Annotated in this window: 14 protein-coding genes, 2 tRNA genes and 1 pseudogene; 5 read left to right on the top strand and 12 right to left on the bottom strand. The window is 59.9% G+C overall.

Annotated features, from left to right (window positions below; all coding sequences use genetic code 11):
- Nucleotides 1-39 precede the first annotated feature (39 nt).
- Nucleotides 40-189, bottom strand: a complete 150-nt coding sequence (locus ACTG2J_RS06190) for a hypothetical protein (RefSeq protein WP_005338159.1) — start codon at nt 187-189, stop codon at nt 40-42.
- Between the two features lie 443 nt (nt 190-632).
- On the opposite strand from ACTG2J_RS06190, the gene ACTG2J_RS06185 reads away from it, so the two are divergent.
- Complete coding sequence (locus tag ACTG2J_RS06185) at nt 633-2732, top strand: hypothetical protein (RefSeq protein WP_335843915.1); 2100 nt, start codon at nt 633-635, stop codon at nt 2730-2732.
- 77 nt (nt 2733-2809) lie between these two features.
- On the opposite strand, the pseudogene ACTG2J_RS06180 reads toward ACTG2J_RS06185, so the two are convergent.
- From ACTG2J_RS06180 to ACTG2J_RS06150, 7 genes and pseudogenes are all read right to left on the bottom strand, one after another.
- A pseudogene (locus ACTG2J_RS06180) lies at nt 2810-4017 on the bottom strand (NupC/NupG family nucleoside CNT transporter).
- Between the two features lie 358 nt (nt 4018-4375).
- The gene (arsC, locus tag ACTG2J_RS06175; RefSeq protein ID WP_080741219.1) at nt 4376-4801 is read right to left on the bottom strand and encodes a glutaredoxin-dependent arsenate reductase; all 426 of its coding nucleotides are present in this window, start codon (nt 4799-4801) and stop codon (nt 4376-4378) included.
- 75 nt (nt 4802-4876) lie between these two features.
- The gene (gene arsB / locus ACTG2J_RS06170; protein ID WP_019445633.1) at nt 4877-5941 is read right to left on the bottom strand and encodes an ACR3 family arsenite efflux transporter; all 1065 of its coding nucleotides are present in this window, start codon (nt 5939-5941) and stop codon (nt 4877-4879) included.
- A gap of 109 nt (nt 5942-6050) precedes the next feature.
- A complete protein-coding gene (gene arsA / locus ACTG2J_RS06165; RefSeq protein ID WP_201990828.1) occupies nt 6051-7814 on the bottom strand; it encodes an arsenical pump-driving ATPase in 1764 nt (587 codons plus the stop codon).
- A gap of 27 nt (nt 7815-7841) precedes the next feature.
- Nucleotides 7842-8210 (bottom strand): arsenite efflux transporter metallochaperone ArsD, encoded by a 369-nt coding sequence (arsD, locus tag ACTG2J_RS06160; RefSeq protein ID WP_113738853.1) that lies wholly within the window; start codon nt 8208-8210, stop codon nt 7842-7844.
- Between the two features lie 4 nt (nt 8211-8214).
- Nucleotides 8215-8583, bottom strand: coding sequence for an ArsR/SmtB family transcription factor (locus ACTG2J_RS06155; protein ID WP_005338181.1), 369 nt, complete (start codon nt 8581-8583; stop codon nt 8215-8217).
- 256 nt (nt 8584-8839) lie between these two features.
- Nucleotides 8840-9238: an META domain-containing protein gene (locus tag ACTG2J_RS06150; RefSeq protein ID WP_005359119.1), complete on the bottom strand. Its 399-nt coding sequence runs from the start codon at nt 9236-9238 to the stop codon at nt 8840-8842.
- A 157-nt stretch (nt 9239-9395) separates the two neighbouring features.
- Here ACTG2J_RS06150 and ACTG2J_RS06145 point away from each other — a divergent pair, with 157 nt between their 5' ends.
- Nucleotides 9396-9875: a hypothetical protein gene (locus ACTG2J_RS06145; protein ID WP_005359117.1), complete on the top strand. Its 480-nt coding sequence runs from the start codon at nt 9396-9398 to the stop codon at nt 9873-9875.
- A gap of 1 nt (nt 9876) precedes the next feature.
- Here the strand turns inward: ACTG2J_RS06145 and ACTG2J_RS06140 are convergent, their stop codons facing one another.
- Both ACTG2J_RS06140 and ACTG2J_RS06135 read right to left on the bottom strand, forming a co-directional pair.
- Nucleotides 9877-10356: a putative 4-hydroxy-4-methyl-2-oxoglutarate aldolase gene (locus ACTG2J_RS06140; RefSeq protein WP_043818759.1), complete on the bottom strand. Its 480-nt coding sequence runs from the start codon at nt 10354-10356 to the stop codon at nt 9877-9879.
- A 42-nt stretch (nt 10357-10398) separates the two neighbouring features.
- A complete protein-coding gene (locus ACTG2J_RS06135; RefSeq protein ID WP_113738854.1) occupies nt 10399-10806 on the bottom strand; it encodes a DUF3293 domain-containing protein in 408 nt (135 codons plus the stop codon).
- A gap of 396 nt (nt 10807-11202) precedes the next feature.
- Here ACTG2J_RS06135 and arcA point away from each other — a divergent pair, with 396 nt between their 5' ends.
- Nucleotides 11203-11922, top strand: a complete 720-nt coding sequence (gene arcA, locus ACTG2J_RS06130) for a two-component system response regulator ArcA (protein ID WP_005338193.1) — start codon at nt 11203-11205, stop codon at nt 11920-11922.
- 162 nt (nt 11923-12084) lie between these two features.
- Here arcA and ACTG2J_RS06125 read toward each other — a convergent pair.
- Together ACTG2J_RS06125 and ACTG2J_RS06120 are read right to left on the bottom strand one after the other, a co-directional pair.
- Nucleotides 12085-12159: transfer RNA gene (locus tag ACTG2J_RS06125), tRNA-Gly, on the bottom strand.
- Between the two features lie 15 nt (nt 12160-12174).
- Nucleotides 12175-12248, bottom strand: a tRNA-Gly gene (locus ACTG2J_RS06120).
- 201 nt (nt 12249-12449) lie between these two features.
- On the opposite strand from ACTG2J_RS06120, the gene cydD reads away from it, so the two are divergent.
- Nucleotides 12450-14219: a heme ABC transporter permease/ATP-binding protein CydD gene (gene cydD, locus ACTG2J_RS06115; RefSeq protein WP_439988893.1), complete on the top strand. Its 1770-nt coding sequence runs from the start codon at nt 12450-12452 to the stop codon at nt 14217-14219.
- The gene (gene cydC, locus ACTG2J_RS06110; protein ID WP_335847969.1) at nt 14212-15942 is read left to right on the top strand and encodes a heme ABC transporter ATP-binding protein/permease CydC; all 1731 of its coding nucleotides are present in this window, start codon (nt 14212-14214) and stop codon (nt 15940-15942) included. The genes cydD and cydC overlap by 8 nt, the downstream gene beginning before the upstream one ends.
- Nucleotides 15943-16095: the final 153 nt, after the last annotated feature.

Genomic DNA, 16095 nt, shown 5'->3' with positions numbered 1-16095 from the left:
GAAACGTTCGCTACCTCAACTTTCGCCCGGGAGCGAGCACTACTCTTCCTGCTCCTCCGGTTGCCTCTCCTCACCCCGTATCTGTAGCAGCTCCTCGACCCTGGCTTGCCACTTGTCGTGGGCCTGTTTGCGCTCCTGCTGCATAAATGCTTCTCGCATGGTGTCGATTTTCTGGTCAAGTGTTTCCATCAGAGTGTCTCCTTGTGTGACCGCGTAAAGACTGGCTGACGGCGCGTTGGCCAACCTGCTCCCCTAATCTGACACCGCTAATGCCGTTACTGCCCAATCAAATAATCGATTGGAAGTGCTAAAACCAATCTAAAAATTCTTTTTCATGTGTGCGCTACCACGCCAGTGCAAGGGAAACAGGCCGCTCAGAACGGGATAATCCGGCACGCGGCCAACATGTGACTGAGTGCAGTCGTCCCCCTTTTCAGGGGAATGGGACGCCGTTGCCCCATCCGTCCAGTGCGGGGTGCCGGCAGATTTCCGGCGTGTTGCTGTGCCCATGATCACACAGTCACAACTCTCCCCCTCCTCTCACCGCGCCCCCGCTTTTTATCATCTAGAGTTACCGGGCAGTCCAAAGCTGCTGATTTATATACATTCGCCGCCAAGAGGGATCTTTTTTCATGACCGAGCATATCGATCTGCTACCTATCAACACGGATGATGAGCAGGACGCAGGCAACCGTTACCTCTACTACACCGAAGGGGATCTGGCCCGCATTCTTGCCAATCTGGAACAGCTGCGCCACGCGGTGTTTCCGGCCGCCATCGGAGAGAGCGAAACGGGCGCCGCCGTGCCCCACAACTTTCCGTCCGTCTGTCTGGTGGGGCTGGGACGCTGTGGCTCCAACATCGCGCAGGATGTGGCCTCGCTGGTCTACAACGCCCGCAGCTTTTATCTCAATGAGTTCAACAGTGAAGAGCAACGAAAGCGGGAGAAGGAGTTTGGTCCGGTGAGCTGGATCCGACGCAATCTGCGGCTGCCAAACAACGGGGCTCGACCGGTCTTTCTGATCGAGCCCATGGTGATGCTGGGGGATCTGGACAAGGACATAGATGGCCGCATCCGCCACTCCAATCGCAGCGGCGAAGGTGGCTCCTTGCGTGATTACGCCAAGATGCGGGTGATGGACTTGTCGGAGATCCATGCGGGGGGCGCGGGTAACGCCCCCATCCTTGGCCAGTATCTGGCCAAGATCATCCTCAACAAGAGCCCCCACTACTTCGCCAACTCCGAGTGGCAGGCTATTCATACCTATCTGGTGGACTCCTGCGGCATCAAGGCCAACCAGTCCCGCCTCTATTTCTACATCTTCAGCGCCGGGGGCGGCACCGGCTCCGGCATGGCCTCCGAGTTCGGGCTGGCCCAGCAGTACTCCTACATGAGCAAGACTTTTTCGCCCCCGTCAGAAGAGGAGGAGCACCTCTCCCTCGGGGAGCACTTCATGTTCGATCCCATCTTCACCAGCGGCATCTGCATCCTGCCCAATATCTGTGATCGGGGTATCGAGATCTCGGAAGCGCTGCACATCAACGCCGGGCGCCTGCTGTGCAAGTATCTGGCCGAGGAGTGGGACTTCTCCTATCACTTCGACAATGAGCAGGCGTGCGATGCCAGCATGCTCAAGCGGATCAGGCCCTGGAATGCCATGATGCTGATCTCCAACGACATCATGCGCTACGCCGAAGAGAGCGACGATGGCGAGATCCAGCATGTTGATGTCAACACCATGGAGAAGTACGCCAACCAATACATCTCCCAGCAGATCTTCAACATTCTTACCGCCCAGGCCGTCACCACCGACTACGACGAGAACTACTTTCGCCGGGCGGGCATCGATATTAGCGAGACCATTCGGCTCGATGCCAACGACCTCTTTATGAGTCTGGCGGGGCCGGTGGCGGTGGCGTATGCCGAGTCCATCTCGCCCCCCGGCGGCCTGTTTGACAAGGAGGATGGGCTCAATGTGGACGATCTCTTCACCCGTTCCATCGAGCTGCCCCACTTCAACAAGATGACCCAGGCCATCGAGGGGATCAGTCTGCTGCCCATCGAGGCGGGCAACTATCGGGAGTATCTGGACGACTATGTGAAAAGTGGCCATGACCCGGCCCACCTCAACGAGCTGCACTTCTTCAAGAACTGCTCCTCTGTGGTGTCGATCATCTCCCTGCCCAAGGAGTACAAGCTCTCCTATATGGATCTCAACCGGCTCAAATCTCATCTCAACGGGCTCTTCCCCAACACCACTCTCAAGCGCTATGCGCTGGTCATCGGGGCGTCGGCCAACATCTCCCTCACCACCCTGATCGTCAAGAGCCCCTGCCTGAGCGATGACTTCCTGACCCTGATCGTGGCCTTTATCAAGCGCTGCTTTGCCAAGGATCACTATCGCTTCGATGAGCATCTGGACAAGGCGGTGATCGAGATGATCTGCAATGAGGAGTGGAACGATGCGCTGCTCGACAGCATGCTCAACGAGTTCGAGAACCCGGCCAAGATCCTCGATACCAACTGGTACGCCATCAAGCCCATGTATGAGAAGAAATATCGGGAGCTTATCCGCGAGAAGGAGAAGTTCGTCTCCATCAACGATATTCGCCTCAGCCGTGAATCGGTGAAAAAGGCGCTGCTCTATCTGCGAGAGATCTATCGCCACCGGGTCAGCAAGACCCGTATCCTCTCCCTCAACCCACGGCTGGGGGAAGCGAACACTCGCTAGCACCCTGCCCATAAAGCAAAGCGCCCGCCCCACATGGGGCGGGCGCTTTTTTACTGGCGCAGCCTCGTTTTATCTCATCAGAGGGAGACAAAGATCCCGGCCAGGGTGGCGCTCATCAGGTTGGCCAGGGTCGCCGCCAACACCGCCTTGAAGCCCATATTGGCCACATCGTGACGGCGCTCCGGCGCCATGGTGCCGATGGAGCCAAGCTGCACCGCAATGGAGCCCAGATTGGCAAAACCGCACAGCGCAAAGGTGATGATGATCTGGGTATGGGCGCTCAGATCCGCCTTGATATTGGCAAAGTCCAGATAGGCGACGAACTCGTTCATGATCACCTTCTGACCAATCAGGGAGCCTGCCGCCATCATCTCGCTGGCGGGCACGCCAATCAGCCAGGCCACCGGGGCAAACAGATAGCCAAGCAGCTGCTGCAGGGAGAGATCGGCCCAGCCGAACCACTCGCCGACGGTGGTGAGACCGGCGTTGATCATGGTGATGACGCTGACAAAGGCGAGCAGGATGGTGCCGATGGCCACCGCGATCTTCATGCCGCCCATGGCGCCGCCCGCCAGTGCGTCGATGGCGTTGCTGTAGTCGCTCTTGTCGAGGGTGATCTCGGTCTGATCGCTTACCTGCTGCTGCTCCGGCACCAGCAGTTTAGCCATCAGCAGGCCACCCGGCGCCGCCATAAAGGAGGCGGCAATCAGGTATTTCAAATCCACACCAAGACCGGCGTAACCGCCCAGCACCGAGCCCGCCACCGAGGCCATGCCGCAGGTCATCACCGCGAAGAGCTCGGAGCGAGTCATCCCAGCGAGGAAGGGACGGATCAGCAGCGGCGACTCCCCTTGCGACAGGAAGATATTGCCGGTGGCCACCAGAGATTCGGCGCGGCTGGTGCCAAGCAGACGATGAATGGCACCGCCCAATACCCGGATCACCCACTGCATAATGCCGAAGTGGTAGAGCACTGCAATCAGCGCGCTGATAAAGATCACCAGCGGCAGCACCCGCACGGCGAAGATAAAGCCGTTGCTGGCGAGATCGCCAAACACGAAACGGATGCCGCTGTCGGCAAAGCCGAGCAGGGCGGAGACGCCATTGCTCATGGCACCGAGCATGATTTGTCCGGGGGGAAATATAGCACCAGCGCAGCAAAACCGGTTTGCAGGGCGAGCGCACCCAGCACGGTTCGCCAGCGGATGGCTCGGCGGTTTTCACTCGCCAACCAGGCGATAAACATCAGGGCCAGCATACCGACCAGACTCAATAACAGTGTCATCTTGCACCTATGAAGAGAGGAGTTTCATATGGCAAGTCTGCAGACAGGCGTCGCGGGCGATCCGGCGGGAGAGGTGCCGACCCACGCGACACGCAGACCACAAACCTACAGGTTAGTGGCGGGTCCCATCCTGGGGTCATTCACGTTCCGGGTGACAGCATGTATCGGGTGACGCCAGCGCCGTCGCAGGGGGAGATGCGGCCGGGTGGCAGGTCGGGCGGCGATGGTACAGTGATCATCGTCACAGAAAAAGCGGTAAAACGATTGGCCGGAATAACTTTTTCAACTTGTTCACACAACGAAACAGGACCAGCGTGAAGCTGGCCCTGTTTCAATCCGTACTTGAGCACTCAGATGATTACTTGAGGCGCTTGCCGCTCGCGTCCACCACCTGCTCGCCATCTTCCTTGGCGAAGGCCCCTTTTTGCTGATCGGGCAGAATATCGAGCACCACTTCCGACGGACGGCACAGTTTGGTACCGAGGGGGGTGACCACGATAGGCCGGTTGATGAGGATAGGGTGGGCCAGCATGGCATCGATCAGTTCATCATCGCTGAAACGATCTTCCGCCAGACCGAGCGCCTCGTAGGGGGGCACGTTCTTGCGCAGCAGATCGCGCACCGGCATGTCCATGGCGGCGATCAGCGCCACCAGCTGGTCACGGGAGGGGGGCGTCTCCAGATAGTGGATGACTGTGGGTTCCACGCCGCTGTTGCGGATCAGCTCCAGGGTGTTGCGGGAGGTACCACATTCCGGGTTGTGATAGATGGTGATTGCACTCATTTGCGTGTCTCTCATTAATCAAGTGAATAGAAAATGGATAGCATCAGTTCGCGGCCATCTGTTAGCGGCCATCAGTTAACGGCCCAGCCCAGCTTCGTACCAGGGTTTGCTGGCGTTAACCACCCGCACCACCAGCAGCATGACCGGCACCTCGATCAGCACCCCGACCACGGTGGCGAGCGCCGCGCCGGAGTGAAAGCCGAACAGACTGATGGCGGCGGCCACCGCCAACTCAAAGAAGTTGGAGGCGCCGATCAGGGCTGAAGGACAGGCGACCGAGTGCTTCTCCCCCACCTTGCGGTTAAGCCAGTAAGCCAGCCCGGAGTTGAACAGCACCTGGATCAGAATGGGCACCGCCAACAGGGCGATAACCAGCGGTTGCTCAATGATGGCGTTGCCCTGAAAGGCGAACAGCAGCACCAGAGTGAGCAGCAGGGCCGCCACCGACCAGGGCTGGATGCGGGTCATGACGCCGTCAAAATGGGCCTCACCCTTTTTCAGCAAAGCCTTGCGCAGCAGCTGGGCGATGATCACCGGGATGACGATATAGAGCACCACAGAAGTGAGCAGGGTATCCCACGGCACTATGATGCTGGAGACCCCGAGCAGCAGCGCCACCAGCGGGGCAAAAGCAAACACCATGATGAGGTCGTTCACCGCCACCTGCGACAGGGTGAAGTAGGGATCGCCGTTGGTGAGGCGACTCCAGACAAACACCATGGCGGTGCAGGGAGCCGCCGCCAGCAGGATCAGACCCGCTACGTAACTGTCGAGTTGATCCGCCGGCAGCCAGTCAGCAAACAGCACGCGGATAAAGAGCCAGCCGAGGAAGGCCATGGAGAAGGGTTTGACCAGCCAGTTGATAAAGAGGGTGACCCCAATACCCTTCATGTGGCCCTTCACCTGATGCAGGGCGCCAAAATCGATCTTGAGCAGCATGGGGATGATCATCACCCAGATTAGCAGCCCCACCGGCAGGTTGACCTTGGCCACCTCCATGGCACCGATCGCCTTGAAGAGATCCGGCAAACCCTGCCCGAGGCCAATCCCCACCAGAATGCAGAGGGCGACCCAGGCGGTCAGATAACGTTCAAAAAAGCCGATGGCAGGCACGGCCTTGGCATCACATGTTGCAGACATCACAGCTCCCGATGCGGCGCAATTTCGCATCTTCTATTGGTTCAAAACACGGGTTTATAACAAGTAACGGCATATTCAAGCCGCCCCGGCAGCAGGCCGAGGCGGCGACTCAATGGTGCTGGCAGAGACGGCGCAGGGCATCGGGCCCCACCGGCTCCTCGGCGAGCAGCGGCACCACGGCGAAGCGGCTGGCGTGTTGCTGCTCGACCGCCTCGATATGGGACAACTGGCGCTCGGCCCGCAGTTGCAGCAGCGGCGAGCTGACCGCGGCTTGCTGCAAGCTGTGGTTGATAAGCCAGCCCCAGGGCTCGATGCCGGCCCGGCGCAGATCGGCCTGCAGATTGGCCGCCTCCTGCACTGGCGTGGGCTCGGGCAGCGTCACAATCAGCACCTTGGTCTGTTTGGGATCCTGCAACTGCATCATGGGGGTGGTGAAGTGCAGCCCCTTGCTTCCCATCTGGCGAGCGATCTCCCTGTGGTAGGCGCCGGTGGCATCGAGCAGCAGCAGGGTGTGGCCGGTAGGGGCGGTATCCATCACCACGAAACGCTTGCCCGCCTCGCGAATGATGCGGGAAAAGGCCTGAAACACGGCAATCTCCTCGGTACAGGGGGAGCGCAAATCCTCCTCCAGCAGTGCTCGCCCCTGCTCGTCCAGGGCCGCCCCCTTGGTGGCCAGCACCTGAGCGCGGTAACGCTCGGTCTCGGCGTGGGGGTCGATGCGGCTCACCTCAAGATGGGGCAGACTAGCTGCCAGCGTCTCGCTCAGGTGCGCGGCGGGATCCGAGGTGGTTAGGTGCACCGGCAGGCCGCGGCTCGCCAGCTCCACCGCCACGGCGGCCGCCAGCGTGGTTTTGCCCACCCCGCCCTTGCCCATCAGCATGATGAGGCCGTGACCATCGGCGGCCAGCTCGTCCACCAGCGAACTCAACTCGGGCTGGGCTGGCAGATGGGCTGACGTTGCCAGTGATACCTGCGCACCAGCATCCTGTGGTTGCAGCAGCTGGCGCAAACTGTCGAGCCCCACCAGATTGGTGGCCAGCAGCGGGATATGATCCTGCGCCAGCCCCTTTATCCCCTGCGGCATCTGGGCGAGAGCCTGTTGCTCGCGCTGCCAGAGCGCCATTGCCAGCGGATCTCCGGCAATAGCCCCCTCGGGGAAGAGGCCATTGATCACCAGTTGCTGGTTCAACAAGCCGATGGCGGCCAGCTCCTCGTGGGTGCGAGCCACTTCCCGCAGAGTGGATTGCTGGGCCCGCGCCACCAGCACCAGACGGGTGCGGGCAGCATCTGCCAGCGCGGCGACCGCGTCGGCATACTGGCTGCGCTGCTTCTCCAGCCCCGCCAGCGGACCAAGGCAGGAGGCATCCCCCTTGCCCTGCTCCAGAAATTCGCTCCAGGCGCCCGGCAGTTGCAGCAGCCGGATGGTGTGACCGGTTGGGGCCGTATCAAAGACGATGTGGTCATACTCGGCCAGCAGTGTTTGGTCGGTCAGCAGGGCGGTGAACTCGTCGAAGGCGGCGATCTCGGTGGTGCAGGCGCCGGAGAGCTGCTCCTCGATGCTGCGCACCACGCTCTCGGGCAACTTGCCGCGCACCGGCCCGACAATCCGCTCCCGATAAGCTTTGGCCGCCGCGGGGGGATCTATCTCCAGCGCCGACAAACCGGACACAGCGGCGATGGTGGTGACGCGATTGCCGATCTCGGTGGCAAACACCTGCCCCACGTTGGAGGCAGGGTCGGTGCTCACCAGCAGCACCCGCTTGCCAATATCACAGAGAGCCACCGCACTGGCGCAGGCTAGCGAGGTCTTGCCCACCCCGCCCTTGCCGGTGAAAAAGAGAAACGGCGGTGGATTGGTCAGAAAATGGTACATAGCCTCTCCCGAATGGTGCGGCGCGACTCAGCAGCAACCGCTGCCGGAGCAGCAGCCGCCCTTGACGCTCCCCTTGATTGCCGCTTGTGGCGCAGGCAGCCCGGCATAACGGGCCAGCTCGCTGCGGCTCGGATAACGGCCGGTCAACACCACCTGCCCTTCCACCAGCACCAGTGGCAACCCCTCCTCCCCGGCGTGGGTCAGAAAAGCGCTGACGGCAGGTGTCTCGGCAAATTGCATCGGCTGCTGGGCCAGATTGAAACGCTCGATGGCCACTCCCTGCTCCTTGGCCCAGGCAAGGTCGGCTGCGAAGGTGACCAGTGCCTGATCAACCTCGGTACCGCAGACACCGCTGGAGCAGCAGAGGGCGGGATCAAAAATCTGAATGGAGGACATGGCATTACTCCTTGTTGCAGCAGGGCTGCGCAGGCAGAACATGGGGGGAGCAGGCTGACTCGGCACGCATCACGCCGCACGCCTCGGGATGACCGGCGCAGCACTCCTCGGTAAGGTAGGCGATCACATCCAGCATCAGGGGAATATTGGCGCGGTAGCGCAGAAAGCGCCCCTCCTGCTCCACCGACAGCAGACCGGTGTTGAGCATCGCCTTGAGGTGAAACGAGAGGGTATTGGGGGCAATATCGAGCTCGCTGGCCAGTTCACCGGCGACCCGCCCCTCCAGCCCGGCCTTCACCAGCAGCCGCCATACATCGAGCCGGATGCCGGATGCCAGCGATTCAAAGACCTTGGTGGCCATCTCTTTGTTCATCTTCATTCCCCTTGGTGCGACCTTTTCATTTCAACTATACAAGAATTATCGAAATGATCAAGATGCGTACCGAAGCGAAGATACGAGGTGCTGACATCAAACCAGGCAGAAAGGGGGCGACGAGTGAACAACAGTAGCGGACGACCACACAGGGTTCATTGCAGATAAACAGACGCCCTCCAGAGGGAGGGCGTATCAGAGCGTTTGACCCGCCAGCACAGTCAGCGCTGTCGGGGCAATCAGACGAACGCGTGCCTTATTTGGCAGCTGGCACAGCGTTGAAGGTGAGCAGGGCCGCCTTGTTGGCATCGCTCAGAGTCAGCTGGTTGCCGTTGATGGAGTAGGTTGCCACCTTCTCCAGCTTTTGCAGGAACTCGGTCTCTTTGTTCATGGCGTCGCCGATGCACATCATGCGAGTGGAGCCCATGGCGCCCAGCGTCAAGACACCGTCACCCTGCTTGGTGATACCGCCAAAATAGCGGTTGCAGCCGCCCTTGCCCGCCACCTTGCCGTCGACCACTTGCAGGGTGAAGGTATCGCCGGTGGCGCCTTGCAGCTGCCAGCTGGATGCTTGCAGTTGAGCCATGCTGGAACCTGTTGCCATTGCGCAGCCTCCCAGTGCCAGCGCGGCCAGCAGAGTCAGTTTCTTGTTCATGGATTCACCTCTTAATGATTAGAGCCATCAATACGGCAGCCTGTTTAACATGGCTGACGCCCATGCCAAAGGATTTTATTGTGATCTCGCTTCACTTTACTACCAGCTGGCATGTGCCATGCTTAGGCTCAGTTCCGGACCCAGGGAGGGGAAACGAATGGTCAAATCACTCATCATCACACTGCTTGCAACCTGCGCCAGCATGGCCGCACAGGCCGCCGACTGGGCAGTGGTTCAGCCGCAATCCAACCCGTCTCTCTATGTCAAAAGTTACTCGGGTGTGCTGCTCAATGGCCATAGCCATCACAGCGACAGTTTTGATCTCTGGCTGGTCAATAGCGGCTATCAATATCCGGTGGTGGATGATGTGACCCTCTTTATGGAAGCGGGCCCGGCGGTGGCGGATCAAAATCGCACATCCGGTTTCAATATGAGTTCGGGGATACGCTACCAGCTCTCTCCGGCATTCAATATCGGCAGCCAGATCAAGCATCTTGATCTCAACAAGGCCAGCACCCTGCTGGAGCTCAACTCCAACCTGCTGCTGACACCGAGACTCTCCCTCACCGCCAACTACGGGGTCAGCGCCATCACAGCCGATCAGGCGCTGAGCCTGGGGGTCGGTTTCAACTTCTGAATCAGATCAGCGGCGTGGCACTCACCACCACGCCGTTGCGATCCGCATAGACGTAATCCCCTTCGTGGATGGTCACCCCGGCAAAGCTGACCACGGCCCCCAGCTCACCCAATCCCCGCTTCTCGGTCTTGACCGGACAGGCCGCCAGCGCCTTGACCCCGAGCGCCAATGTCGCCAGGGTGCCCACATCCCGCGCCGCGCCGTGGATCAGGATCCCCTCCCACCCCTGCTCCACCGCCTTGACCGCCAGTTGATCGCCAAGCAGCGCACGGCGCAGCGAGCCGCCGCCGTCGATCACCATCACCTTGCCGTGACCGGGGCGGGTCACCAGATCCCGCACCAGACTGTTGTCTTCATAACAGGAGAGCGTTACGGCGCGACCATAGAAGATGGCCTTGCCGCCAAAATCCTGAAACACCGGGTCGGCCACTTGCAGCAAGTCGCCATGTTGATCGCAGAGGTCGGGCAGGAGATCCAGCATGATTTGATTCCTTTCAGATACATGAAGGTGTTCATTCTTTCATCAGGCAAGGTTTCTGGCAATCCAGAAGGATTCAATATTGCCCAGATAAACTGCTGATTTATCCATCAATACTGGTGTCAGCCAGAGCTGGCCATCCTCCACCCAGTAGAGAGCATTCTGGCCAAAACGGGCAGCCAGCTGACGGGCTTGTGGCAGAGATAGCGCCACCGCCAGCGATGACTCCTGCCAGCGTTCGTCCGGGTCAGATCCCCAAAATGGCCCCACCACGGGCACCTGCAAATCCACGGTCAGATGGCGCCACATAGCCCGTTCCCGCCGCATATTGCGTCGTTCTGTGACCCACTGGCTGGCCGGATTCCAGGCTGTGATGATGGCAAAGGCAGACCAGTCTGGTGGCTCAAATGGCGCGATAAAGCAGATTTTCTTGTAGTTTTCCCACAAATTCATGTCAATCACATGTTACATTCCATTACATTTTGTAGGGGCGAAAACCCGGTTCAGGCCAAGTATGATGCTGCTGTACCAGGGTTTGACCTATATCAAATCAGAGTTAAAAAGTTGCTATCTGACGGCAAAGAGTGTTGTTATGCTCCTGTTAACTGATAAAATGCGGCCACTTTCGTAATGGACGACCTTTCCAGGCTCTGCTCGACCAGACTTGTCGGGAACCTATAAGTGGCACAGGGATACTTGCCGGTACTGATGCCTAATTCGCGATATTCCGACCTGACTCTCATACCCAGGATGACGTAATAAATTTTCAGGATCAGTCAGGAAATCGGTTTGAAACGCCAAAGAGTGTTAAATTTAAGATAATTAACTGATAAGAATCTGGGAATACTCATGCAAACACCACACATTCTGATCGTCGAAGACGAGCTGGTCACACGCAATACCCTGAAAAGCATTTTTGAAGCCGAAGGCTACATCGTGCTCGAAGCCAACAACGGCGACGAAATGCACCAGGCCCTCACTTCCCACACCATCAATCTGGTGATCATGGACATCAACCTGCCGGGCAAGAACGGCCTGCTGCTGGCCCGTGAGCTGCGTGAGAACGACAACATCGCCCTGATGTTCCTGACCGGTCGTGACAACGAAGTGGACAAGATCCTGGGTCTGGAGATCGGCGCCGATGATTACATCACCAAGCCGTTCAACCCGCGCGAGCTGACCATCCGTGCCCGCAACCTGCTGAGCCGCACCATGAACGTGGCTGCCGGTGGCGAAGAGAAGAAGCTGGTTGAGCGCTACCTGTTCAACGGCTGGGCGCTGGATATCAACAGCCGCGCACTGGTCAGCCCGACTGGCGACATGTTCAAGCTGCCGCGCTCCGAATTCCGCGCCATGCTGCACTTCTGCGAAAACCCGGGCCAGATCCAGACCCGTGCCGAGCTGCTGAAGAAGATGACCGGCCGTGAGCTCAAGCCCCACGACCGTACCGTCGATGTGACCATCCGTCGCATTCGCAAGCATTTCGAAAGCGTCAACGATACTCCGGAGATCATCGCCACCATCCACGGCGAAGGCTACCGTTTCTGTGGTGAGCTGGAGCAGGAATAAGCTCCCGCTACGCTGTTGATCTGAAAAGGCGCCTCGAGCGCCTTTTCTGTCTCTGCGATTTGCCTTAAAAGCCGAGAAACCGTGAGCGTGACGTCGAACGGCGCACAAGACAGATGAAAAACAAAAAGCCCACTCGCAGGAGTGGGCTTTTTGTTTTGAAGCTGGAGCGGGCAGCGGGAATCGAACCCGCATCATCAGCTTGGAAGGCTGAGGTAATAGCCATTATACGATGCCCGCCTGGCATCTGAAATTTGGAGCGGGTGATGGGAATCGAACCCACGTATGCAGCTTGGGAAGCTACCGTTCTACCATTGAACTACACCCGCGTCAGGGCTCCTACTATATGCATTTTGCCGCCGAGCGCAATGGCGCCTTTGCCACTTTTTTCAATAAATCAATCTGTTCGGACAAGGATTGAACAGACGGTTGCTTTTTCAATCAAACATTTTCAACACAGATAATTTACAAGGTTGCCAAGGCCAAACGGCAAGGATAGTCTTGCGCCACTCGACGCGAGGATGGTGGTAATGGATAAAAAAACGCAAAAACGTCTCTATGGCTGGTTGCGCAAGCAATCGAGTCACGGTCGCCGCTGGATCACGATATCCATCGCTTTTGGCCTTGGCCAAGGCATTCTGATGGTGGCGCAAGCCTGGCTGCTGGCGACCCTGTTGCACGGCTTTATCATCGAAGGCTCAACGCCTGAACAATCCATCACGCTCTTTATTACCCTGCTGCTGGTGACGCTTTGCAAGGCAGCGCTGGCCTATGGCCGGGAAGTGGCCAGTTTCAAGGCGGGCAGCGCGGTGCGCCAGACCATCCGCCAGCTGGTGCTCACTCGCCTTAGCCGTCTCGGCCCTGCTTATATCCAGCGCCGTCCGGCCGGTAGCTGGGCCAGCCTGTTGCTGGAACAGATTGAAAACATGCAAGATTTCTTCTCCCGCTATCTGCCGCAGATGGCCATCGCCGTCTTTATTCCGGTGGTCATTCTGGTGGCCGTGTTCCCGGTCAACTGGGCGGCGGGCCTGATCCTGCTGGGCACTGCCCCCCTCATCCCTATCTTTATGATCCTGGTGGGTGTGGGCGCCGCCGATGCCAACCGCCGCAATTTTCAGGCGCTGGCTCGTCTCTCCGGCCACTTCCTCGATCGGCTGAAAGGGCTGCGTACCCTGCAACTCTTTATGCGTACCCAGGCGGAAGGTGACGCCATTCGCGACGCCTCGGAAGATTTTCGCGAGCGCACCATGGAGGTGCTGCGCCTGGCGTTTCTGAGCACCGCAGTGCTGGAGTTCTTCGCCGCCATTTCAGTGGCGCTGGTCGCCGTCTACTTCGGCTTCTCTTATATCGACCATCTGAACTTTGGTAGCTATGGGGTCAAGGTCACCCTCTTTACCGGCCTGTTCGTGCTGTTTCTCGCCCCCGAGTTCTACGCCCCGCTGCGGGAACTGGGTGCCCACTACCACGCCAAGGCGCAGGCCATCGGCGCAGCCGAACAGCTGCTTGAATTCCTCGAAGCCGAAGTGAGCGAACCGGCCGCAGGCACAGCGCCATTCCATGCCGACAGCCCGGTCAAGGTAGAAGCCAAAGGCCTTGAAGTGCTCAGCGCCGAGGGCAAGGTGCTGGTCGGCCCTATCGATTTCACCCTGGAAGCCGGTTCACGCACCGCCCTCATCGGCGTCAGCGGCGCCGGCAAGAGCTCGCTGGTCAACGCCCTGCTCGGCTTTGCCCCCTATCGCGGTGAGCTCAAGGTCAACGGGCAGGAGCTTGCCACCCTCGACATGAGCCAGTGGCGCCTGCAGTTAGGCTGGCTCTCGCAAAACCCGCAGCTGTTCCACGCCTCCTTGCGTGACAACCTGCTGCTGGCCAAGCCAACGGCCAGCGATGCCGAGCTGGAAGATGCCCTGAAACGGGCACAGGCGTGGGAATTTGCCATGGAGAAGGGGCTCGACTATCCGGTCGGCGATCAGGCGGGCGGCCTCTCGGTCGGTCAGGCCCAGCGCCTCGCACTGGCGCGAACCCTGCTCAAATCGACCCAGCTGATGGTGCTCGATGAGCCGACCGCCAGTCTGGATCGCCACTCCGAGCGCGCCATCATGACCACCCTCGAGCAGGCGATGGCTGGCCAGACCCTGCTGATGATCACCCACCGCCTCGATCAGCTCACCAAGATGGACAAGATAATGGTGCTGGCCCGCGGCCAGCTGGTGGAGCAAGGCAGCTTCCAGCAACTTAATTCTGGGCAGGGGCCTTTTGCCCGCCTGCTCTCCCAACGTTCCGGAGGTTCTCTCGATGAGTGATCTGTTGCCGTTTCTGCGCCTCTATCGCCAACACTGGCTCAGCCTCACCATTGGTTTGCTGCTGGCGCTGGTGACCCTGGCCGCTGGCATGGGACTGCTCTCCCTCTCCGGCTGGTTCCTCTCCGCCGCAGCCGTGGCGGGAATGACCGTTGCGACGACCCATGCCTTTAACTACATGACCCCTGCAGGCGGCGTGCGCTTCTTCTCCATCGTCCGTACCGCCGGTCGCTGGGGTGAGCGGGTAGTGAGCCACGACGCAACCTTCCGAGTGCTGACCCGGTTGCGGGTCTGGTTCTGGCAAAAACTCTCGCCGCTCTCCACCGGTACCCTGGCCGGTTTCCGTCAGGCGGATCTGCTCAACCGACTGGTGGCAGACATCGATGCGATGGACCACGTCTATCTGCGGCTGATCACCCCCATAGGCGCGGCCCTGCTCAGCACAGCCGGACTGGTCTTCTTCCTGTCGTTTTTCGACAGCCGCCTCGCCCTCACACTGGGTGCCATTCTGCTGTTTGGCATGATCGCCCTGCCGCTGGTGTTCTACTTCCTCGGCCGTCGCCCCGGTCAGGCGCTGATTGCGGAAAAATCAACCCTGCGTACCCGGATGGTGGACTATCTGGATGGTCAGGCCGAGCTGCAGATGTTTGCCGCCGCCCCCAAGGCGCTGGTTGAGCTGCAACAAGCCGAACAGGCTCTGCTTGCCGCGCAGGCCCGCATGGCCAAGGTGAGCGGGCTGGCCAACTTCTCGGTGCAACTGCTGAGCGGCTGGACCCTGACCCTGATGCTCTGGCTGGCCGGTCATGGGGTAGCGGGCGCTGCGCCCGACCCCATTACCGCACTGATGGTCTTTGCCACCCTGGCAAGCTTCGAGGCACTGATGCCGCTGGCGGGGGCTTTCCAGCACCTCTCCACCAGCCTCACCTCGGCACGCCGCCTGAACGAGATCCTGCAAGAGGCAAAAGCCCCCGTGTGGGGCGACGAACAGACCCACGCCACTGCTGGCGCGCTGCAGATCAATGACCTCTATTTTGGCTACCCCGGCAACCCCCAGCCGGTGCTGCGTGGCTGCACCCTGCAACTGCACGCCGGTGAGAAGCTGGCGCTGCTGGGCCAGACCGGCTGCGGCAAATCGACCCTGATGGGGCTGCTGACCCGGGAGTGGAGCCCGCAAGCGGGCAAGATCCTGCTGGGTGGCAAACCGCTCACCGACTACAGCGAAGGGGCGCTGCGCGCCTCCATCTCGGTGGTAAGCCAGCGGGTGCATCTGTTTGCCGATACCTTGCGGGGCAACCTCAAACTGGCCGCCCCGACCGCCACTGACGAGCAGCTGATTGCGGTACTGACCCAGGTCGGACTGGCCAATCTGCTGGAAGATGAGGCGGGTCTGGATGCCTGGCTCGGTGACGGCGGCCGCCCCCTCTCCGGTGGCGAGCGTCGCCGTATCGGCATCGCCCGCGCCCTGCTGCACGATGCGCCGCTCTGGCTGCTGGACGAACCGACCGAAGGGCTCGATAGCCAGACCGAGCGGGAGATCATGGATCTGCTGTTCAAGCTTGGGGCAGATCGCACCTTGCTGCTTATCTCCCACCGCCTGCTGGGGATGGAGCAGATGGACCGGATTGCCCTGATGGAAGAGGGGCAGATCCGCCTCTGCGCCCCTCACAACGAGCTGCTGGCGGATGATTACTACCGCAGCCTCTATCAGCGGCTGGCTCCGGTTTGATATCAGGCTGATGGGGGTCACACCCTGACAACCGGGCGCAAAACGGGGCTGGTCGCCGCAGGCGGCTGGCCCCTATAATGTCCCCCTCATTATTCAACAAGATGCCGACATGGAGCGCCTGCGCATTTCTACTGTCCTCATCACCGACACAAG

This window comes from Aeromonas sp. 6P (assembly GCF_051919525.1).
In the GTDB taxonomy this organism is placed as follows: Bacteria; Pseudomonadota; Gammaproteobacteria; order Enterobacterales; family Aeromonadaceae; genus Aeromonas; species Aeromonas veronii.
This window is presented reverse-complemented; position numbering and strand designations above follow the sequence as displayed.